The organism is Streptomyces sp. NPDC005151 (genome assembly GCF_053599875.1).
In genome coordinates, this window is the sequence record NZ_JBSFYR010000019.1 from 47,709 (window position 1) to 68,733 (window position 21,025).

Genomic DNA, 21,025 nt, shown 5'->3' on the forward strand with positions numbered 1-21,025 from the left:
TTGGCCAAGGCGTCACTTCCGTTCCTTACAGCCTGGAAGGTAAGGCTTCGTCACCTTTCGAGCGTAGGCCCATCGGACGAATCTTGAGTACGGAACGTCACGACCCCCACACGCACGGGGACGTGCGATGGATCGAACGACCGGAATGGATCGCACCATGCTCAAGACAGTGACCCCGCCGGACGAGGACCCGAAGCGGGAATTGGATGACACTCCACAGCCGCACGGACAGGCGTCGGCCGTGGCCCCGGCTGCCGAACGGCAACTCATCTCGATGCAGTTCACGTCGTCTCCCCGGGGCGCCCGCCTTGCCCGGCGGACCGCCGTGAGGCACCTGGATCAGTGGGGATTCCCGCCGATGTCGGACGCTTCCTGCACCGTCGCTCTGATGGTCGCAGAGCTCGCCACGAACGCTGTACGCCATGGCCGGGTGCCCGGCCGTGACTTCCTCCTGAGCTTGGTCTACGAAGTGCGGGCGAGGCTGTTCCGTATTGAGGTCTCGGACGCCTGCCCGGACCGGCCGCCCGCCGATCCCGTTGCACCTGCGGACGAGGAGGAGTCGGGGCGTGGACTGTTCCTCGTCGACATTCTTGCCAGCCGGTGGGGCTCGGTTCCTCGCACTCCCGTCGGGAAGACGGTATGGGTGGAGTATCACGCTTCAACAACTGGCGCCGTAGAGACCTGACGTACTGATAACCAGGGTTACCAGTCGATTCATGGATCCGTAGACCGTGGCATCTCTACCTGGACTCGGTCGCCGTAACCGGATTCCGCGGCATCGGACGCAGGGCCAAGGCTCGACCTCGCCCCCCCAGCCCGGCGTGGCGATGGTAGATAGGGCGTAACGACTCGGGCAAGTCGAGCTTCGCCGAAGGCATCGAGGCCGCGTTCACCGGGACGAGCGCCCGTTGGGACGGACGCAACCCCTCAGCGGCGCCCCGTCGCCGGCGGCGCGCCCGCGAGGATCCGCGGCTCCTCCACCTCGTACCGCCGGCGTGCCTCGGCGGAGGTCTGCCGGGGCAGCACCGTGCCCAGCCAGCCCGCCAGGAATCCGGCCGGGATCGAGACGAGGCCGGTCGTGGTGAACGGGAACCAGTTGAAGTCGTGTCCGGGGAAGACCGACCCGGGCGATCCCGACACCAGATTTGTGCCGGTGATCAGCACGAGGACCGCGACGGTGCCGCCGATGAGGGTGCAGAGCAGTCCGGTACGGGTGAAGCGCCGCCAGAACATGCTGTAGACGAGCGCCGGGGCGAGCGCCGACGCCCCGATGCAGAAGGAGAGCGTCACCAGCGCCTGGAGGTTCCAGTGCCGGGCCGCCACGGCGAGGACGGTGGCGAGCAGCCCGACGCCGACCGCCGCGGCCTGCGCGGTGCCCATCTCGGTCCGGTCCGCGACCGGCTGCCTGCTCCCGTCGCGCATCCCGTGGACGAACAGGTCGTGGGCCAGAGAGTTCGCACAGGCCAGGATCATTCCGGCGACCGAGGCGAGCAGGGTCAGGAAGACCGCCGTCGTCATCGCCGTGAGCACCAGTGCACCGATCTTCCCGCTGCCCGCGACCACACCGCTGACCTGGAGCACCGAACCGTTGCCCTGTGCCCCGGCGGCGACGATGAGGTCGTGGCCGACCAACGCGGCCGCACCGAAACCGATCACGGTGAGCAGCAGAGAGATCCCGACGACCACGGAGACCGCCCAGGACATCGAGCGGCGGACGGCCTGCGCGCTGCGGGCGCCCGTCATCCGCATGGTGACGTGCGGCAGTGCGGCGACACCGAGCACCAGGGTCAGTTCGGAGCTGACCATGTCGAGGCCGCTGCCGCCGAACTGGAGCCCCGACTGCAGATAGGCGGCCCCGGCACCGCTGCCCCGCTGGGCGGCCGCGAGCAGCGCGGCGGCGGACCAGTCGAAGTGGTTCATGACCAGTGCGGAGATGGTGAGACAGGCGACGACGAGAAAGACCGTCTTGACGATCTGGATCAGGGCGGTCCCCTTCATCCCGCCGATCGCCGCGTAACTGATCATCATGATCCCGAGCGCGATGATCGAACCGGTACGGAAGCCGGAACTGTCGAATCCCAGGATGAAGGCCATCAGATCGCCGCTGCTGGCGAGCTGAACGACCATCAGTGGCAGCAGGGCGGTGAGGGTGACGCCGCAGGTGGTGATCCGGACCGCGCGGCCGGGGGCACGGCGGGCGAACACATCGCCCATGGTGAACCGGCCGGCGTTGCGCAGCGGTTCGGCGAGCAGGAACATCAGAAGGACGAGTGAGAGCGAGGTGCTCAGACCGACCACGAGCCCGTCGTAGCCGGTGAGGGCGACGAGTCCGCTGGCGCCGAAGACGGTCGCCGCGGAGAGGTAGTCCCCCGCGATGGCGAGGCCGTTGCGGACGGGGGAGAGCGAGTGGTAGCCGGTGTAGAACTCGGTGAGGTCGTCGTGGTCGGGGCCGGTCATCACGCAGAGCAGCAGAGTGACGGAGGCGACCGCGAGGAACGCCACGAGGGACATCGCCTGCGCCGACTCGTCGATCCCGTTCATCGGGCCGCTCCTGTTCTTCGGAGTGCGGCGGCGAGCGGGTCGACCGTGCGCCGTGCGGTCCGCTCGTACAGGGCAATCGCGAGCAGGGTCACCGGGAGCTGGCACAGACCGAGCGCCAGGCCGACGTTGAGTCCGCCGCCGACCGGACGGGACATCAGCCCGGGGGCGAAGCCGGACAGCACCAGGAAGAACGTGAAGTAGCCGAGCGCGGTCAGGGTCGCGACCCGCCGCAGCACCCGGTACGCGGTGCGCAGCCGGCGCAGATCGCTGTGTCGTCCGGGAGCGGGCATGGGCGTGCGTACCGGCGTCGGACGGCGGGGCGGGGGCGCGGGCGGCGAACTCTGCCAGGGGAGAAGGAGGTCGGGGTCGTACGGGGGGCGGCGCGACGGTTCGACGTGCGGGGGCTCGTACGACATCTGAGTGCTGCTCCTTGCATGGCTCGGGTCCCGGGGCGGACTGCAAGGGAGAGCGCGTGAGCGCTGCTGGGAGCGGGAACACTACTCGCGGGTAGGGCAATGGGGGAGGGGTTGGCCTGAACTTCCCTCTGTGAAAAAGAAGTTGGCTAAGACCGACCGGCAATTGGGGGTGATTGACGACAACGCCGCGAGGTGCGTGCCCCAGCCCCGCTCCTTCACCCACCCCCCATTGCCGGTCGGTCTAATTCTGTGGTGCTTCGGTGTTGCTTCCAGGGCTGGTTGCGGAGCCGGCTCCGGCGTCCTCGGTGAGGATCGGGAAGCGGCGCGGTGCCATGAAGACCAGCACCAGCAGCGCCACCGTCGCGGCCACCGCGGCCCCGACGTACACCTGGTCGACAGCGGCGTCGACGGCCCGCCGCAGATAGTCCGTCGCGGCGGCGGAGAGCGCGCCCGAGTCGTCCAGTGCGTGCGAGATCGCGTCCAGGTCGCCCGGCAGCCCGGGGACGGGCGCGTCGGCGAGCCGGGAGGCGAGGACCCCGTTGGCGACGGCGCCGAAGAGCGCGGCGCCCAGACTCTGGCCGACCTGGCGGCAGAACAGTACGGAAGCCGTCGTCGTACCGCGCTCGGACCAGCCGACCGTCGACTGGACCCCGACGATCAGCGGCAGTTGGAACAGCCCCAGCGCCGCGCCCAGCAGCAGCATGATCAGGGCCGGCTGCCAGGGTTCGCCGGGGTACGGCAGCAGCGGGAACGAGAGCAGGATCAACAGGGCGCAGCCCATGCCGATGATCGCGGTGCGGCGGAAGCCGATGCGGTTGTAGACGCGGTTGGAGAGGGCCGCCGACACCGGCCAGCTCAGCGTCATCACGGAGAGCACGAAACCGGCGGCGATCGGGCCGAGGCCGAGCACCGACTGGGCGTACGTCGGCAGGAAGACCGTCGGGGCGACCATCAGCAGCCCCATCGCGCCCAGGGCCAGATTGACCGAGGCGATGGTCCGCCGACGCCACACCCAGCCCGGGATGATCGGGTCGGCGGCGCGCCGTTCGATGACGACGGTCAGTACGGCGAGGACCGCGCTCGCGGCCAGCAGGCCGAGCGACGGCGCGGAGAGCCAGGGCCAGGCGACCCCGCCCTGGACGAGCGCGGTCAGCAGCAGGGCGCCGGTCGCGAAGACGGCGAGGGCGCCCGCCCAGTCGATCCGGGGCCGGGGCGCATCGGCTCCGCGGGCGCGGGACGGCTCGTGGAAGTGGCGCACGACCAGCCAGAGCGCGAGCGCCCCGACCGGCAGATTGATCAGGAAGATCCACCGCCAGTCGGCGTACCCGGCGAGCAGCCCGCCGATCACCGGTCCGGCGACGGCGGACGTGGCCCAGACAGTGGACAACTTGGCCTGGATCCGGGGGCGTTCCTTGAGCGGATAGAGGTCGGCGGCGATCGTCTGCACCGTGCCCTGCAGCGCCCCGCCGCCGAGTCCCTGGACGACCCGGAAGGCGATGAGCGCGGCCATGTTCCAGGCGGCGGCGCAGAGGACCGAGCCGACCAGGAAGAAGATGATGCCGGCGATCAGGACCGGCTTGCGGCCGAACGTGTCGGAGAGCTTCCCGTAGACCGGCAGAGTGACGGTGACGGCCAGCAGATAGCCGGAGAAGAGCCAGGAGAAGACGGCGAAGCCGCCGAGATCGCCGACGATCTGCGGGACGGCGGTGGAGACGATGGTGCCGTCCATGGCCGCCAGCGTCATGCAGAGCATCAGCGCGGCCACGACGGGGCCGCGGCCTCGGGGCTCGGACGGGGAGGGGACGGGGTCCACGCCGGACCCCGATTTCGCTTCGGTGTCGCCGTCCGAGCCGCTCATAAAGATCCCTTCCCCATGCACGTATCTTCCGGTGACACTGTCTCACCCGCTGCCGGGCAGGGCCCCGGGACCGGTCGGCCGCCACCTGGGGGTGGAACCCCTGAGATCCGGCTCCACCTGGGGGCTGAGACCCCTAGGGGTAGCTCCTTACTTCTGTCCAGGGGCGGTTCCTCCCGGCGGAGGACGTGAGGCCGGGGGCCCGTTCCTTAACGTGTTCCTACAGCGCGAATGCGGGTGACCGCAGGGGGCGGGGTGGGGAAAACCCCACCTCAAGACTGCGCTGGGCACCAGTGCGCCGGACCACGTCCGGACGCGAGACTCAAGTACGAACACAGCGCCGTCCGTTCAGCGGGCGGCGCCCCTCTCGAATCGACGTCCTGACCCAGGACGTCTTCGCCGACGACGTCTTCACCGACTTAGGAGAATCACCGTGACAACGGCTGTAACCATTCCCAGGCACGGGGGCACTGGAGGGCGTACGGCCGTCGCTGCGCGGGCGCGGCAGGTCGTCAAGGCGTACGGCGCCGGGGAGACCCGGGTCGTCGCGCTCGACCATGTCGATGTGGACATCGCCCGCGGGCAGTTCACCGCGATCATGGGCCCGTCCGGTTCCGGCAAGTCGACCCTGATGCACTGCCTGGCCGGACTGGACACCGTGAGCTCGGGCGAGATCTACCTCGACGAAACCGAGATCACCCAGCTCAAGGACAAGAAGCTCACTCAGCTCCGCCGGGACCGGATCGGCTTCATCTTCCAGGCGTTCAACCTGCTCCCGACGCTCAACGCGCTGGAGAACATCACGCTGCCGATGGACATCGCGGGCCACAAGCCCGACGCCGGCTGGCTGCGCCAGGTCGTGGAGACGGTCGGTCTCGCCGAGCGGCTGAAGCACCGGCCCACCGAGCTCTCCGGCGGCCAGCAGCAGCGCGTCGCGGTGGCCAGGGCGCTCGCCGCCCGGCCGGAGATCATCTTCGGTGACGAGCCCACCGGGAACCTGGACTCGCGGGCCGGCGCCGAGGTGCTGAGCTTCCTGCGCAAGTCCGTCGACGAGCTGGGACAGACCATCGTCATGGTCACCCACGACCCGGTCGCCGCCTCCTACGCGGACCGGGTGCTGTATCTCGCGGACGGACGCATCGTCGACGAGATGCACAACCCGACGGCCGACCAGGTCCTCGACCGCATGAAGGACTTCGACGCGCGCGGGCGGACGTCATGACCGTCTGGAAGACATCGAGGCGCAACTTCTTCGCGCACAAGGGACGCATGGCGCTCTCCGCCGTCGCGGTCCTGCTGTCGGTGGCGTTCGTGTGCGGCACGCTCGTCTTCACCGACACCATGAACACCACGTTCGACAAGCTCTTCGCCGCGACGTCGGCCGATGTCACCGTGAGCCCCAGGGCCGCGCAGGACGTCGACGAAATGCCGGAGAACGGCAAGCCCGTTTCGCTGCCCGCCGCCGCCGTCGAGCAGGCCGGGAGGGCGGACGGGGTGAAGACCGCCGAGGGCACGGTCACCAGCATGTCCGTCACCGTCGTCGACAGCCACAACAAGAACATGGGCTCCTCGTCCGGCGCCCCGACGATCGCGGGCAACTGGACGCAGAACGAACTGCGTTCCATGGAGATCGCCTCCGGCCACGCACCGCGCGGTCCGACCGAGGTCATGGTCGACGCCGACACCGCGGACAAGCACCACCTGAAGATCGGTGACGAGCTGCGCACCATCGCCGTCACCGGCGACATCAGGGCGAGGATCAGCGGTATCGCCTCCTTCAAGGTCACTAATCCGGGCGCGGCCGTCGTCTACCTCGACACCGCCACCGCGCAGGTCAAGCTCCTCGGCAAGCCCGATGTCTTCACCCAGATCTCCGTCACCGCCAAGCCCGGTGTCAGTGATGCGCAGTTGAAGAAGAACGTCGCCACCGCCCTCGGTGACAGCGCCGCGTACAAGCTCCAGACCCAGCAGGAGGCCGCGGACGCCAACAAGGACTCCATGGGCTCCTTCCTCGACGTGATGAAGTACGCGATGCTCGGCTTCGCCGGGATCGCCTTCCTCGTCGGCATCTTCCTCATCGTCAACACCTTCTCGATGCTGGTGGCCCAGCGCACCCGCGAGATCGGCCTGATGCGGGCCATCGGCTCCAGCCGCAAGCAGGTCAACCGGTCGGTCCTGATCGAGGCGCTGTTCCTCGGCTTTGTCGGTTCCCTCCTCGGTGTTGGCGCGGGAATCGGTGTTGCGGTCGGACTGATGAAGCTCATGAACTCCATGGGCATGAACCTGTCCACCGAAGATCTGACCGTCGCGTGGACGACCCCGGTGCTCGGCCTGACGCTCGGCGTCGTCGTCACCGTCTTCGCCGCGTACATCCCGGCACGCCGGGCCGGGAAGATCTCCCCGATGGCCGCCCTGCGCGACGCCGGAACCCCGGCGGACGGCCGCGCCGGCCGGGTACGGGCCCTGATCGGCCTGGTCCTCACGCTCGCCGGTGGCGCCGCCCTGTATGTCTCGGCGCAGGCCGACAAGGCGAGCGACGGATCGCTCTTCCTGGGTGTGGGCGTGGTCCTCACCCTGATCGGCTTCATCGTGATCGGCCCGCTGCTGGCCGGCTTCGTGGTCCGAGTGCTCAGCACGGTGGTGCTGCGGATGTTCGGCCCGGTCGGACGGATGGCCGAGCGCAACGCGCTGCGCAACCCGCGGCGTACCGGAGCGACCGGAGCGGCCCTGATGATCGGCCTCGCGCTGGTCGCCTGCCTCTCGGTCGTCGGTTCGTCGATGGTCGCCTCGGCGACCGAGGAGCTCGACAAGTCGGTCGGCGCGGACTTCATCATCCAGCCGAGCGGCAACCCACAGCCGATCGTGCCGCAGGCCGCGAAGGCCCTGGAGGCCGTCCCGGGCATCGAGCACATCACCGACTACAAAGCCGTCAGTGCCAAGCTCACCGCCCCCGACGGCGCGGTCGAGGACGAAGGCGTCGTCGCCGCCGACCCGACGTACAAGGAAGACCTGCGCCGCGAGACGGTCTCCGGCAACCTGGCCGACGCCTACGGCAAGGACGCCATGTCGGTCGGCGACGCGTACGCCACCCGGCACAAGATCAAGGTCGGCGATCGGATCACCGTCGCGTTCAAGGACGGCGAGACGGCGAAGCTGAAGGTCGCCGCGATCACCTCGGACGACACGAACGTCGACAAGGGCGCGATGTACACCAACATCACGACCGCGGAGAAGTACGTCCCCACCGACAAGATGCCGAAGAACATGATCATGTTCGCCAAGGCGCAGGACGGCAAGGAGAAGGAGGCGTACGCCGCCCTCAAGGACGCCCTCGCCGCCTACCCGCAGTACACCGTGCAGAACCAGGCCGACTTCAAGCAGGACCTGAAGGACCAGATCGGCCAGCTGCTGAACATCGTCTACGGTCTGCTGGCGCTCGCGATCATCGTCGCGGTGCTCGGTGTGGTGAACACTCTGGCCCTGTCGGTGGTCGAGCGGACCCGTGAGATCGGCCTGATGCGCGCCATCGGCCTCTCCCGCCGCCAGCTGCGCCGCATGATCCGCCTGGAGTCGGTGGTCATCGCTCTCTTCGGCGCCCTGCTCGGCCTCGGCCTGGGCATGGGCTGGGGCACGGCGGCCCAGAAGCTGCTGGCCCTGGAGGGCCTCGGCGTTCTGGAGATCCCGTGGCCGACGATCCTCACGGTCTTCGTCGGCTCGGCCTTCGTCGGCCTGTTCGCCGCCCTGGTCCCGGCGTTCCGGGCGGGCCGGATGAACGTGCTGAACGCGATCGCGACCGAATAGTGGTCGCGGAGATCCACGTAGGATGACTGATCCGGCTCCGGGGTGTTCCTCCAAACACCCCGGGGCCGGATTTGTGCCCTCGGCGGCACGGTCAGGCGCGCATGACAGGGACGTCGTACTTCGGGATCCACATGTCGCGCGTGACGAGTGTCATCGCTTCGAGCTGGGCCTGTGCGACGAGAACCCGGTCGAAGGGATCTCGATGAATCCGGGGGAGGCGTCCGGCGCGAACGCCGTGTGCGGCGGTGATGGGCAGCGTGGTGAACTGCATGTCCCGCGCCCGTTCCGCAAGGTCTCCAGAGCCCTCCAGCTTCCCGAGACCCTGCTTGATCGCGATTTCCCACGGGGTTGCGGCGCTGATGTACACCTCAGGTTCGGTGCGCAACAGGTCCTTGAGGTCGTTGGACAGCTCGGGGGAGGCATCCAGCCACCACAGGACGACGTGCGTGTCCAGAAGCAGTTTCACCCGCGCATCCCGAATGCATCGGCGATGTCGTCGGGGAGTTCGTCGAAGTCCTCGGCGATGTGGATCTGCCCCCGGAGCGCCCCGTAGTCGGTCCGGTTGACCTTGGGGTGCAGCGGCACGACCTTGGCGATGGGCTCGCCCGCCCTGCTGATCACAACCTCTTCCCCGGTCTCGACCTGTTGCAGTATGCGGGAAAAGTGGGTCTTGGCCTCATGCACGTTGTACTGCCGTGCTGCTTCCACGACTGCCTCGCAGGGAAGTAGATCGGACTAGGTGTGGACTAAGGCTAGCTCCGGTCTCACCGCACGGCAACGGCGTTCCCTCGCGCGGGTGACACACCGGCGTCGTACGCTGGAACCCCCGGCCCGTGATACGTGTCGGGCCCTTCGTGTTGCCCCCTGGCAGCAGCCGGCTGCTGGAATCTCCCTCGTTACCCGGACGGAAGCCCTTCATGAGCCTGCACGGTCTGCTGGATGTCGTCGTACGTGACCCGGCGCTCGCCGAAGCGGTGAAGGCCGCCACCGACGGTCACCGGATGCATGTCGACCTCGTCGGCCCGGCGGCCGCCCGCCCCTTCGCCGTGGCCGCACTGGCCCGCGAGGCCGGGCGGACCGTGCTCGCCGTGACCGCGACCGGGCGGGAGGCCGAGGACCTGGCCGCCGCCCTGCGGACACTGCTGCCCCCGGACACCATCGCCGAGTTCCCGTCCTGGGAGACCCTGCCGCACGAGCGGCTCTCGCCGCGTTCGGACACGGTCGGCCGCCGCCTCGCCGTGCTGCGCCGCCTCGCGCACCCGAGGGCCGACGACCCGGAGACCGGGCCGGTCAGCGTGGTCGTCGCGCCGGTGCGGTCCGTGCTGCAGCCGCAGGTCAAGGGGCTCGGGGACCTGGAGCCCGTGGCGCTGCGCATCGGCCAGAGCGCCGATCTCGGCGAGACCGTGGAGGCGCTTGCGGCGGCCGCGTACTCCAGGGTCGAACTGGTCGAGAAGCGCGGCGAGTTCGCTGTCCGCGGCGGCATCCTGGACGTCTTTCCGCCGACCGAGGAGCACCCCCTCCGGGTGGAGTTCTGGGGCGACGACGTCGAGGAGATCCGGTACTTCAAGATCGCCGACCAGCGGTCGCTGGAGATCGCCGAGCACGGCCTCTGGGCGCCGCCCTGCCGCGAGCTCCTGCTCACCGACCAGGTGCGCGAACGGGCCGCCGCCCTCGCCGAACAGCACCCGGAGCTGGGCGAGCTGCTCGGCAAGATCGCCGAGGGGATCGCGGTGGAGGGCATGGAGTCCCTTGCCCCGGTCCTCGTCGACGACATGGAGCTGCTGCTCGACGTGTTGCCGAAGGGTTCGATGGCGCTGGTCTGCGACCCGGAGCGGGTCCGCACCAGGGCGGCGGACCTGGTCGCCACCAGCCAGGAGTTCCTCCAGGCGTCGTGGGCGGCGACCGCCGGTGGTGGCGAGGCGCCGATCGATGTCGGCGCCGCCTCCTTGCGGGGCATCGCGGACGTCCGTGACCGGGCCCGTGAGCTGGACATGATGTGGTGGTCGGTCTCCCCGTTCGCCGCCGACGCCGAGCCCGACGAAGACACCCTGAAGCTCACGATGCACGCCCCGGAGTCCTACCGCGGCGACACCGCCCGTGCGCTCGCCGACACCAAGGGCTGGCTCGCCGACGGCTGGCGCACGGTGTACGTCACCGAGGGGCAGGGGCTCGCGACCCGTACCGTCGAGGTGCTCGCCGGCGAAGGCATCCCGGCCCGCCTCGACCCGGACCTGGCGGAGCTCTCGCCGTCCGTCGTCCATGTGTCGTGCGGCGCGATCGACTACGGCTTCGTCGACCCGGCGCTGAAACTCGCCGTACTCACCGAGACGGACCTGACCGGTCAGCGCACCGCGACCAAGGACCTCGGCCGGATGCCGGCCCGCCGCCGCAAGACCATCGACCCGCTGACGCTGGAGACGGGCGACTACATCGTCCACGAGCAGCACGGCGTCGGCCGCTACATCGAGATGGTGCAGCGCACGGTGCAGGGCGCCACCCGCGAGTACCTCCTCGTCGAGTACGCCCCCGCCAAGCGCGGCCAGCCCGGCGACCGCCTCTACATCCCGACCGACCAGCTGGAGCAGGTCACCAAGTACGTCGGTGGCGAGGCGCCCACCCTGCACCGGCTCGGCGGCGCCGACTGGACGAAGACCAAGGCACGCGCCAAGAAGGCCGTCAAGGAGATCGCCGCCGACCTGATCAAGCTGTACTCGGCGCGGATGGCGGCGCCCGGCCATGTCTTCGGCCCCGACACCCCGTGGCAGCGCGAGCTGGAGGACGCCTTCCCGTACGCGGAGACGCCGGACCAGCTCACCACGATCGCCGAGGTCAAGGAGGACATGGAGAAGTCCGTCCCGATGGACCGGCTGATCTGCGGCGACGTCGGCTACGGCAAGACGGAGATCGCGGTGCGCGCCGCATTCAAGGCGGTCCAGGACGGCAAGCAGGTCGCCGTCCTCGTCCCCACCACGCTCCTCGTCCAGCAGCACCACGGCACGTTCACCGAGCGCTACTCCCAATTCCCGGTCAACGTGAGGGCGCTGAGCCGCTTCCAGTCCGACACCGAGTCGAAGGCGACTCTGGAGGGGCTGCGCGAGGGCTCCGTCGACCTGGTCATCGGCACGCACCGCCTGTTCTCGACGAAGTTCAAGGACCTGGGCCTGGTCATCGTCGACGAGGAGCAGCGCTTCGGCGTCGAGCACAAGGAGCAGCTGAAGAAGCTCCGGGCCAACGTCGACGTCCTCACCATGTCCGCGACGCCGATCCCCCGTACGCTCGAGATGGCCGTCACCGGCATCCGTGAGATGTCGACGATCACCACACCTCCCGAGGAGCGCCACCCGGTCCTGACCTTCGTCGGCCCGTACGAGGAGAAGCAGATCGGCGCGGCCATCCGGCGTGAACTGCTGCGTGAGGGGCAGGCGTTCTACATCCACAACCGTGTCGAGTCCATCGACCGAGCGGCCGCGCGCCTGCGCGAGATCGTTCCCGAGGCGCGGATCGCGACCGCCCACGGCCAGATGTCGGAACACGCGCTGGAGCAGGTGGTCGTGGACTTCTGGGAGAAGAAGTTCGACGTCCTGGTCTCCACGACGATCGTCGAGTCCGGCATCGACATCTCCAACGCCAACACGCTGATCGTGGAGCGCGGCGACAACTTCGGCCTCTCCCAGCTCCACCAGCTGCGCGGCCGCGTCGGCCGTGGCCGCGAGCGCGGTTACGCGTACTTCCTGTACCCGCCGGAGAAGCCGCTCACCGAGACGGCCCACGAGCGCCTGGCCACGATCGCCCAGCACACCGAGATGGGCGCGGGCATGTACGTGGCGATGAAGGACCTCGAGATCCGCGGCGCCGGAAACCTTCTGGGCGGCGAACAGTCCGGCCATATCGCGGGCGTCGGCTTCGACCTGTACGTACGCATGGTCGGCGAGGCCGTCGCCGACTACCGGGCCTCGCTCGAAGGCGGCGTCGAGGAGGAGCCGCCGCTGGAGGTCAAGATCGAGCTCCCGGTCGACGCACACGTTCCGCACGACTACGCCCCTGGCGAGCGGCTGCGCCTCCAGGCGTACCGCGCGATCGCGTCCGCCACCACGGAGGACGACATCAAGGCGGTCCGCGAGGAACTCACCGACCGCTACGGCAAGCTCCCGGAGCCGGTCGAGAACCTCCTCCTGGTCGCGGGCCTGCGCATGCTGGCCCGCGCCTGCGGCGTCGGTGACATCGTGCTCCAGGGCCCGAACATCAGGTTCGCCCCGGTGGAGCTGCGCGAGTCGCAGGAGCTGCGCCTGAAGCGCCTCTACCCGAAGACGGTGATCAAGCCGGCTCTCCACCAGATCCTGGTCCCTCGCCCGACCACCGGCAAGATCGGCGGCAAGCCGGTCGTGGGCCGCGAACTGCTGGCGTGGACGGGGGAGTTCCTCACGACGATCCTGGGATCGTGAGGAACGCGACCGGCGTGACGGGCGTGGGATCGGGTGCCACTGCGTGCGCAATGGAGCAACGTCTCGGAGAAGAACTCCTCATGCGCGCCAGGCGGCCAGCAGATCCGCAGGAGTGAGTGTCAGGTCCGGGCGTACGCCGTCCTCGACCCCTGCCGGGCACACCGCCAGCAGAGGGGCCGCCGACGCGCCCGGTACGGCGGACCGGGCCTCGGCGAGACGGGAGAGCTCACGGTCGCTGAAGCGCTTGGTCTCACGCCACTTGACCGAGCCGAGGAGGAGCGTGCGCTTCCCCGAGGCGGCGGGGACGACGATGTCGTACTCCTGGCTGTTGTCGCGGTTCCACCAACTTCCCACCTGCCCGGCGTCCTCCAGCCCCGGCAGCTCGGGGCTGAGCCGGTACACCGCCTCGTGGACGAGTGGCTCGATGGCGCGGCCCCGCCAGCTCGGCCAGCCCCGGTCGAAGGCGGCGCGGGCGATGTCCGCCCGGCCACGGGCGATGTGGGCCTGCTGTTCCTCGACGAAACGGAACCAGAAGCGCAGATACGGGTCGTCGATGCGGTAGCGCCGCAGCCTGCTGTTCGCGGGCGCGCCCACTGGTACGTCGATGCTGACCACCCCCTTGTCGGCGAGCACCTTTATGGCCCTGGTGACCGCTGTGTGCGCGGTGCTTCCTTCCTCGGGAAGCCTTCCGACGACCTGGGTGAAGGTGCTGACTCCGATATCGGTACCTCCCATCGCGGACAGGACGCGCCGCGCCTGCTGTGCGTCGGGGAATTCGGCGTCGAGGGACCGCTGCCCCATCACAGCCAGATCGCTGTTCTCATCACCGAGCTGTTCGTGCACGAACGCCTTCGTGCTGCGCGCGCGTGCGCGGTCCAGCACGAGGCGTGGGTAGCCCCCGGTGATGAGCGCGGTATCGAAAGCAGTCAGCGGGTCCCCGCCGCTGCCCAGGGCCTCCGCGCATTCGGCGGGGTCGAAGGGGGCGATGGTGGTGCTCCTGGCCCGGCCGTAGAGCGGCCTGTCGTGCTCGGTCAGCCGCTCCATCATTGCGACGTCGGAGCCGATCAGCACAAAGAGAACGGGGGTGTTCTCCAGCTGGCGGTCCCAGGCGTTCTGGAGCTGCCCCTCCAGGGCCGGATCCGCCGCGGCGGCCCACGGGAACTCGTCGATGACGACGACGGAGGGGGTGCTGCGGCATGCGACGGCGATCCTGCCCAGTGCGTCCCGCCAGTCGCTGGGGGGAGCGGAGAAGAGTGAATCGGCATCGGCGAGCGGGGTCGTCGAGGTGTGCAGCTCGGCTGTGAGGGTCTGGAGCTGGGTGGCAGGCGGTGCGTTCTTCACTGCGGAGAAGTAGAGGTAGGGCAGCCCCGACTGCTCGACGAAGCGTGTGAAGAGCCGGGATTTTCCCACCTGCCGGCGCCCGCGTACGGCGAGCAGCTGTCCCGTTCCGGACTCCCGGATGCGCAGTATGCGGCGTTCCAGATCGGCGAGCGTGCGTTGACGGCCGTAGAAGCCCATGCGTCTACCTTCCGGACCTTTCAGAGAGCGCGTATGAGTGAATCATACATTGACGTAACGTACATAGATGTATGTTACGTCGCCCGATGGCCGAGGGCATCGGTGAACAGGCTGTGGCCCCCGGCGGCGACCCGCCGTGGCCCGGCGGCTCGACCGGCGTGTGATTCAGGCCGCATCCGCCCGAACCGTGGACGTGTGCATGCCTCGTGGGGGGAAGACATCCGTACGATTCCCAGGTTCGGCTTTCTTCCCGTCAGGACGGCTTCGAGTGATATCTCCCCGTACGTACCGAGTGATGCTGCCCGCCCTCAGCGTGGCGGCCGTGCTGGCCCTGGCCGGCTGCGACCCCGAGCAGACGGCCTCCGGCTCCGGGCAGAAGGGCAGCGGGGCGGAGGGCGGCGGACCGGCCGTCACCGGGTTCGGGGCCAGTCCGCTCGACAATGCCGACGGTACGAAGCCGGGGCTCGCCCCCCTCGCCTCCGAGGCGGACAAGGCGGCCGGCCGGAAGATCATCGAGAAGGTGGCGACGAAGGGGCGCGGACCGAAGACCGGTTACGCGCGGGACAAGTTCGGGTACGCCTGGAAGGACTCGGTCGACGGGATACCGCTCGCGAGAAACGGCTGCGACACCCGTAACGACCTGCTCGCCAGGGACGGCCAGGACGTGAAGTTCCGCTCCGGTTCGGACTGCGTGGTCGTGTCGATGACCCTCAAGGATCCGTACACCGGCTCGACCATCGACTGGCGCAAGCAGCAGGCGACGAAGGTCCAGATCGACCACGTCATGCCGCTGTCGTACGACTGGCAGATGGGCGCCGCCCGCTGGCCCGAGGCGAAGCGGCAGCAGATAGCCAACGACCCCCTCAATCTCATCCCGGTCGACGGACCCACCAACGGCTCCAAGGGCGATTCCGGTCCGGCGTCCTGGCTGCCGCCGAACAAGCAGATCCGTTGCTCGTACTCGGTACGGTTCGCTCAGGTCTCTCTCAAGTACGAGCTGCCTGTGACTGTGGCGGACAAGCAGATGATGCTGAGGCAGTGCGGCAGTTGAGGCAGAACGGAACTGACAGGCGGCGCGCTTGCTCCTGGGCCGCCTCCGCTTAGGATGTCGGCGAAAGCAGCACACGCAGGGTGTCGCTGCATCTGAGAAGAAGCGCCCATGGACGACATAGTCGCCCGCATTCACGCCAAGCTGTCCGCAGCGTGCTCGGAGCCGGTTCCTCGTCCGCGGACCTTCGTGCGAGCACCTGGCGGGCGACGGCTGGGTCTCCCGCTCAGCGAGCAGCGGGTGGCAGCCTTCGAGACGGTTCATGGCATCCGCCTCCCCTCCGCATATCGCACATTCCTGCGCGAGGTCGGCAACGGAGGCATAGGCCCCGACTGCGGGCTTCTGCCGCTCACCCGCTGGAACATCCGTGACATCCCTGATGCCCGCCAGCGACTGGGGCGGACCTTCGCGTTGGATCCGACCGGCTGTGTACCCGAGGAGTGGGCGCGCCTCTGTGCTGATCAGGATGATCCGTGCGCGGGAACCCATCTCGTCGTCCACCGGGGCTGTCTGGAGATGACATTGCTGGTCATTACCGGGCCCGCCCGAGGCCGACTCCTCGACGCCAACCTCGGAGACCTGGCCACGCCCCCGGTGTTCCACCATCAGCCGGACTTTCTCGGCTGGTACGAGCACTGGCTGGACGGGCTGCCGGAGGGGAGGCTTCCTCCTGACTTCAGCGGCCAGTCCCAGGGCAGCAATGAGGAACTCATTGACCAACTGGCTGAGTCGGATTCTGTCTGCGAGCGACTTGCTGCCGCCTACACCTTGGGCGGTCGTCATCCGCTGGGCAGTCGTGCCCGGGACGCGCTGCTCGCGGCCCTCGCCGACGATCCCGACCGCGGAGTCCGTATGGAGGCAGCGAAGACTCTGGCAGATCTGTACAGGGGGGCGGCAGCGGCACTTGCGCAGGCGCTGAGCGATCCGGACCACTGGGTCAGACGACGAGCCATGGTCTATCTGCTGCAGGTCACCGACGACGAGGCTGCATACGGTTCCGCAGCCCGTGCGCTCCTGCACGATGAGAACCCGAATGTCAGGATGGCAGCGGCCGACCTCCTCGGTCGCGCCGGTTGGGCCTCATAGAAGTCGGCGTGGGGGTACGGACCGCATGGCGCGCCGGAGTCCGGCTCTGGCGGCCGTGAGGTCGTCCTCGGTCTCTCGCAGGCGTTCTGTGGGTGCGGCACGGCATCTGAACGCAGCGGGAACCCGCCCGGGCGGGCGGGTTCCTCAGGTGTCAGACGGCCGGTCTCTTCACCGTGAACGGCTTGTCGAACTCGGAGAACTCGACCGTGACCGGGGTTCCGGTGCTGAAGCCCAGCTTCAGGATGTGGGGCCGGCCCGCCGTGGCGACCGCCGCCGTCCATGTCCCCCGGCCCGCCGTGCCGGTGAGGGACAGCGCGGGCGTGGAGCCGACCGTGGTCGCCCGGCCCTTGTGGGCGGTGGCGTTGTTCCCCGCCAGGCGGCCGAGGAACCCCTTCCGGTCGCAGTAGCTCAGGGCCTCCGCCGTGTACCGGTCGGAGGGGCGTGCCTTCACCCAGCGGCCCGTCAGTTTCTTGACCTCGGTGTCCACCGTGGTGCGGGATCGGCCCGCGTCCGCCGCCCGCAGCATCGCCTCGTCGGACTGGGTGTAGACCGTGCCGCCGGTTCTGACCAGCTGCATCGTGCCCGCCGCGCCCATGGACAGGGTGACTGTGCACTCACCCCTGATGTCGGTGGCGACGTACGCCTGGACCGGGGCGCCGTCCGGCGAGTTCGTCGCGACGGCGATACGTACCGACTTGGCCGCCCGGGTCGCCGAGAGGGCCTTGTTGACGACCTCGGGGCCGCTGAGCCGGGCGAACGGCGCGGGGTCCTGCTGCTGGGCGAACACCGTGTCGCAGGCCGTGACTCCCAGGGCGGTGACCGCGCAGAGGGACGCCGTCGCGGTGCGGAGAGCGGTTGCGGCGATGCCGGCTGGGGGGCGCATGGGCGGGCTCCGTCCTGGGGGGAGGGGGAGGGGCGGGATCAGAGCGTGAGGTCCCACTGGGTGGCGTCGTACGTGAAGCCGGGGTTGACCTCGACCGTCAGGTTCTTCGCGTCCGCCGGGGCGTCGAAGGCGAACTGGACGGTGACCTTCTTGCCGGGCAGGACCGTGCCGCTGAAGCCCTCGCCGACCTTGCCGTCGAAGATCTGCTCGGCGTCCACACCGTCCTTGCCGGCCCGCGCCTCGACGTTCACGAGCGCCGCGTCGAACTTCTCCTTGCCCGCGTTCTCGATGACGACCGCGATCCGGTACGCCTTGTTGCCCTTCGTGTGACCGGCGGCGTACGCGTCGGGGGTGTACGAGGTCGCGTCGCCGACCGTGACCGTCAGGTCGTCGTCGTACACGGCCGAGTCGCCGGCCTCCAGCGCCTTCCCGGCGTCCTTCTTCTTGTCCTTGCCCTCGGCGGTGTCCGTGCCGCCCGCCTTCGGCCGGGCGGAGGCGGTGGTGTCCGACACCGCCTTGTCGAGTTCGTTCACCGCGTCGCCCACCGCCTTGAAGGTGATCACCGCGCCGACCACCGAGAGGATCAGCGCGATCAGGCCGAGGACGGCGCCGAACGTGGCCATGCCCTTGTTGGTGGCCTCGCCGCGCTTGGCGCGACCCCGGCCGACCAGGCCGAGGATCAGGGCGATGAGGCCGAGGATGCCCGCCAGCCAGAAGAGGAACGGGATCAGGCCCGAGACGGCTCCGACGATGCCGAGGATCAGCGCGGAGATGCCGAGCCCGTTGCGGGCCGGGATCAGGCCGGGCGTCTGGGCCGGGGCGTACGGCTGCTGGGGCTGCGGGGACTGCGGCGGCTGCGTGAACTGGGACATGGCTGTGCCCTCCGGCAAGTGCAGGGATGAGTGGTGAGCGGTTCGTTGCGCCACCTGATGTAGTGACAGGTCAATAACAGCAGAGCTTGTGAACCGAGTCAACACGATTCACGGAAAATGACTTCGTGCACACTGTGAATCCGTGGCGGGCGAAGGGGTCGGTATGCTCGCGGACACAGCAGGCAGCGCGGATCCGTATGGACGCATCAGGACCAGGGAGAGCCAGTGCCGGAGAACTCGACAGAGGTGACCGCGGCCGGAATCGCCCGGCTCGCCGGGGTGGGGCGCGCCGCCGTCAGCAACTGGCGCCGCCGCCACGCAGACTTCCCCAAGCCGGTCGGCGGCACCGAGACCAGTCCGTCCTTCGCTCTTCCCGAAGTCGAACAGTGGCTCCGCGACCAGGGGAAACTCGCGGAAGTCCCACTTCGTGAACGAGTCTGGCAGCAGCTGGCCGGACACCCGGCCGGCGCCGTCCCCGCCCTCGTGCACACGGGCTGCGCCCTGCTTCTCGTCCGGGACAGGCCCACCGCCTGGCTGGAGATCACCGCCGTGTCGGACGCGCGGATGGCCAAGGTGCTCCACCTCGCCCTGAACAGCACGCTCACCGCACGCTTCGGACCTGCCACCGGCGGTGCGGAAGGAAGCGACGGTGGCGGCGGAACCGGATACGAGCGGGCTGTTCACACTCCCACCGCCGACGAACTGCTCCCGTCCGTCCCCCTGCTGCGGGCGGCCGCCGAACTCGCTGCCGGGACAGGGGCCCGCCAGACCTTTGAATTCCTCCTCGGCCGTCAGCTCGCCGCCAATCCACGTCAGTTCACCCTCACCCCGCCCGGCCTCGCCGAACTGATGGCCGCGCTCGTGCGGACCGGCGACCGGCCCGCCCGCACGGTCCTCGATCCAGCCACCGGCACCGGCGCCCTGCTGTGCGCTGTCAGCAGTCCGGCCGCCCTGTACGCCCAGGACGCCGACCCGGATCTCGCCGAGCTCAGCGCCCTCCGCCTCGCCCTGCACTCCGACGGCCGCAACCCCACCGCGCTCGCCGTGCGGACCGGCGACACGCTGCGCGCCGACGCGTTCCCGCAGCTCACCGTCGACGCCGTGCTCTGCCACCCGCCGTTCAACGAACGCAACTGGGGACACGACGAGCTCGCCTACGACCCGCGCTGGGAGTACGGCCTCCCCGCACGCACGGAGTCCGAACTCGCCTGGGTCCAGCACGCCCTGGCCCATCTGCGCGAGGGCGGCACCGCCGTCCTGCTGATGCCCCCGGCTGCGGCATCACGCCGCTCCGGCCGGCGGATCCGCGCCGATCTGCTGCGCCGCGGCGCGCTGCGTGCCGTCGTCGCCCTCCCGGCCGGCGCGGCTCCCCCGTACGGCATCCCGCTCCACCTCTGGGTGCTCCGCAAGCCCGGCGCCGGTGTCCGCCCCTCGCCCGAACTGCTGCTCGTGGACACCGCCGAGCCCGCCGAACCGCCCACGGCGCCCGCATCCGCCCCCGCGTCCGGTGGGCGCGACCGCCTCGACTGGCAGGCGGTGCGCAGTGTCGTGCTGGATGCCTGGGAGCCGTTCGACGGGCGGACCCGTTCCGAGCCGGACGTCCCCGCCGAAGCGGTCGGGCAGGACCGGCCGGGCGTCAGCCGGGTCGTCCCCGTCATCGAACTCCTCGACGACGACGTGGACCTGGCCCCCGCCCGCCATCTGCCGTCCCCGGCGGCCGGTGGCGGACCGGGCGAACTCACCCGCGTACGGGACCGGCTCACCGAGACGCTGCGACTGACCGCGACCCTCACCCCGCCGCCCGCGGACGTCTCGGGACCGGCGCACTGGCCGCTCACCACCGTCGGCGAACTCGCCCGCGCGGGCGCCCTTCACCTCCGTACCGGAGGCTCCGGCACCGGCACCGGGGCCACCCCCGTCCCCGTGCTCACGGAACACGACGTCCTCGGCTCCACCGCCCCCTCGGGAACACTCCCCACCGCCCCCGCCGGCTCCGAGGGACCGCCCGAGGAACCGGTCCTGGTCGAGCCGGGCGATGTCGTCGTCCCCGTACTCGGCGGCGGCTCCGTCGCCCGCGTGATCGACGAGGTGACCGCGGGCGCCGCGCTCGGCCGCAACCTTCAGCTGCTGCGCCCCGATCCGGCCGCCGTCGACCCGTGGTTCCTCGCCGGTTTCCTGCGTGGCACCGCCAACAACCGTCAGGCCAGCAGCTATGCGTCCACCGCCACCCGGCTCGACGCCCGCCGTCTTCAACTGCCGCGGCTGCCACTGGCGGAGCAGCAGCGGTACGGGGAACGGTTCCGCGCCCTGGCCGCGTTCGAGGACGCGCTCCGGCTGACCGGCAGGCTCGGCGGACAGCTCGTCCAGGGGATGTACGACGGTCTGACGGACGGTACGGTCACTCCGGAGTGAGCTGAACCACAACGGTTCCGTACAACCCGGGGGTCGTTGTCGGTGTCGCCCTTTACGCTCAGATCTGCCAGATCTGCGCGCGCACGTGTCCACATACCCGCACGGGTACGTACGCGTGCGCGCGGGACCCCCACGACCACGTACCAGGAGC

Annotated in this window: 15 protein-coding genes; 7 read left to right on the forward strand and 8 right to left on the reverse strand. The window is 69.6% G+C overall.

The genetic code is table 11. From position 1 onward, the window contains the following. The first annotated feature begins 145 nt into the window (after positions 1-145). Complete coding sequence (locus ACWD6R_RS13540) at positions 146-685, forward strand: ATP-binding protein (protein ID WP_451818825.1); 540 nt, start codon at positions 146-148, stop codon at positions 683-685. Positions 686-927: 242 nt separating this feature from the next. Here ACWD6R_RS13540 and ACWD6R_RS13545 read toward each other — a convergent pair whose 3' ends face one another. The 3 genes from ACWD6R_RS13545 to ACWD6R_RS13555 all read right to left on the reverse strand — a co-directional run bounded on the left by ACWD6R_RS13545 (position 928) and on the right by ACWD6R_RS13555 (position 4,815). After that, positions 928-2,541 (reverse strand): sodium/solute symporter, encoded by a 1,614-nt coding sequence (locus ACWD6R_RS13545; protein WP_451818826.1) that lies wholly within the window; start codon positions 2,539-2,541, stop codon positions 928-930. Beyond that, positions 2,538-2,957, reverse strand: a complete 420-nt coding sequence (locus ACWD6R_RS13550) for a DUF485 domain-containing protein (protein WP_451818827.1) — start codon at positions 2,955-2,957, stop codon at positions 2,538-2,540. The genes ACWD6R_RS13545 and ACWD6R_RS13550 overlap by 4 nt, the downstream gene beginning before the upstream one ends. 241 nt (positions 2,958-3,198) lie before the next feature. Continuing rightward, positions 3,199-4,815, reverse strand: a complete 1,617-nt coding sequence (locus ACWD6R_RS13555; RefSeq protein ID WP_451818828.1) for an MFS transporter — start codon at positions 4,813-4,815, stop codon at positions 3,199-3,201. A gap of 430 nt (positions 4,816-5,245) precedes the next feature. Here ACWD6R_RS13555 and ACWD6R_RS13560 point away from each other — a divergent pair, with 430 nt between their 5' ends. Both ACWD6R_RS13560 and ACWD6R_RS13565 read left to right on the forward strand, forming a co-directional pair. Beyond that, positions 5,246-6,034: an ABC transporter ATP-binding protein gene (locus ACWD6R_RS13560; protein ID WP_451818829.1), complete on the forward strand. Its 789-nt coding sequence runs from the start codon at positions 5,246-5,248 to the stop codon at positions 6,032-6,034. After that, the gene (locus ACWD6R_RS13565; protein WP_451818830.1) at positions 6,031-8,613 is read left to right on the forward strand and encodes an ABC transporter permease; all 2,583 of its coding nucleotides are present in this window, start codon (positions 6,031-6,033) and stop codon (positions 8,611-8,613) included. Before ACWD6R_RS13560 ends, ACWD6R_RS13565 begins: the two co-directional genes overlap by 4 nt. Positions 8,614-8,704: 91 nt before the next feature. Here ACWD6R_RS13565 and ACWD6R_RS13570 read toward each other — a convergent pair whose 3' ends face one another. Then, entirely contained in the window at positions 8,705-9,079 is a 375-nt protein-coding gene (locus ACWD6R_RS13570) for a type II toxin-antitoxin system VapC family toxin (RefSeq protein ID WP_451818831.1), read from the reverse strand. Further along, a complete protein-coding gene (locus ACWD6R_RS13575) occupies positions 9,076-9,321 on the reverse strand; it encodes a type II toxin-antitoxin system Phd/YefM family antitoxin (RefSeq protein ID WP_451818832.1) in 246 nt (81 codons plus the stop codon). Before ACWD6R_RS13575 ends, ACWD6R_RS13570 begins: the two co-directional genes overlap by 4 nt. Before the next feature lie 209 nt (positions 9,322-9,530). On the opposite strand from ACWD6R_RS13575, the gene mfd reads away from it, so the two are divergent. Then, positions 9,531-13,055 carry a transcription-repair coupling factor gene (gene mfd, locus ACWD6R_RS13580; RefSeq protein ID WP_451818833.1) on the forward strand — a complete coding sequence of 1,175 codons (3,525 nt, stop codon included), beginning with the start codon at positions 9,531-9,533 and terminating at the stop codon, positions 13,053-13,055. Between the two features lie 78 nt (positions 13,056-13,133). Here mfd and ACWD6R_RS13585 read toward each other — a convergent pair whose 3' ends face one another. Further along, positions 13,134-14,573: an ATP-binding protein gene (locus tag ACWD6R_RS13585; RefSeq protein WP_451818834.1), complete on the reverse strand. Its 1,440-nt coding sequence runs from the start codon at positions 14,571-14,573 to the stop codon at positions 13,134-13,136. 268 nt (positions 14,574-14,841) lie between these two features. On the opposite strand from ACWD6R_RS13585, the gene ACWD6R_RS13590 reads away from it, so the two are divergent. Then, entirely contained in the window at positions 14,842-15,624 is a 783-nt protein-coding gene (locus tag ACWD6R_RS13590; RefSeq protein WP_451818835.1) for an HNH endonuclease family protein, read from the forward strand. Between the two features lie 108 nt (positions 15,625-15,732). Continuing rightward, positions 15,733-16,707 (forward strand): HEAT repeat domain-containing protein, encoded by a 975-nt coding sequence (locus ACWD6R_RS13595; RefSeq protein ID WP_451818836.1) that lies wholly within the window; start codon positions 15,733-15,735, stop codon positions 16,705-16,707. A 151-nt stretch (positions 16,708-16,858) separates the two neighbouring features. Here ACWD6R_RS13595 and ACWD6R_RS13600 read toward each other — a convergent pair whose 3' ends face one another. Together ACWD6R_RS13600 and ACWD6R_RS13605 are read right to left on the reverse strand one after the other, a co-directional pair. Then, the gene (locus ACWD6R_RS13600) at positions 16,859-17,590 is read right to left on the reverse strand and encodes a hypothetical protein (protein WP_451818837.1); all 732 of its coding nucleotides are present in this window, start codon (positions 17,588-17,590) and stop codon (positions 16,859-16,861) included. Positions 17,591-17,628: 38 nt separating this feature from the next. After that, entirely contained in the window at positions 17,629-18,462 is an 834-nt protein-coding gene (locus ACWD6R_RS13605; protein ID WP_451818838.1) for a DUF4190 domain-containing protein, read from the reverse strand. A 225-nt stretch (positions 18,463-18,687) separates the two neighbouring features. Between ACWD6R_RS13605 and ACWD6R_RS13610 the strand changes: the two genes are divergently transcribed. Next, positions 18,688-20,874: an N-6 DNA methylase gene (locus ACWD6R_RS13610; protein WP_451818839.1), complete on the forward strand. Its 2,187-nt coding sequence runs from the start codon at positions 18,688-18,690 to the stop codon at positions 20,872-20,874. Positions 20,875-21,025: the final 151 nt, after the last annotated feature.

Coding starts and splice junctions, on each gene's coding strand:
- ACWD6R_RS13540 (WP_451818825.1), top strand. CDS start 146: ATGGATCGCACCATGCTCAAGACAGTGACCCCGCCGGACGAGGACCCG.
- ACWD6R_RS13545 (WP_451818826.1), bottom strand. CDS start 2,541: ATGAACGGGATCGACGAGTCGGCGCAGGCGATGTCCCTCGTGGCGTTC.
- ACWD6R_RS13550 (WP_451818827.1), bottom strand. CDS start 2,957: ATGTCGTACGAGCCCCCGCACGTCGAACCGTCGCGCCGCCCCCCGTAC.
- ACWD6R_RS13555 (WP_451818828.1), bottom strand. CDS start 4,815: ATGAGCGGCTCGGACGGCGACACCGAAGCGAAATCGGGGTCCGGCGTG.
- ACWD6R_RS13565 (WP_451818830.1), top strand. CDS start 6,031: ATGACCGTCTGGAAGACATCGAGGCGCAACTTCTTCGCGCACAAGGGA.
- mfd (WP_451818833.1), top strand. CDS start 9,531: ATGAGCCTGCACGGTCTGCTGGATGTCGTCGTACGTGACCCGGCGCTC.
- ACWD6R_RS13585 (WP_451818834.1), bottom strand. CDS start 14,573: ATGGGCTTCTACGGCCGTCAACGCACGCTCGCCGATCTGGAACGCCGC.
- ACWD6R_RS13595 (WP_451818836.1), top strand. CDS start 15,733: ATGGACGACATAGTCGCCCGCATTCACGCCAAGCTGTCCGCAGCGTGC.
- ACWD6R_RS13600 (WP_451818837.1), bottom strand. CDS start 17,590: ATGCGCCCCCCAGCCGGCATCGCCGCAACCGCTCTCCGCACCGCGACG.
- ACWD6R_RS13605 (WP_451818838.1), bottom strand. CDS start 18,462: ATGTCCCAGTTCACGCAGCCGCCGCAGTCCCCGCAGCCCCAGCAGCCG.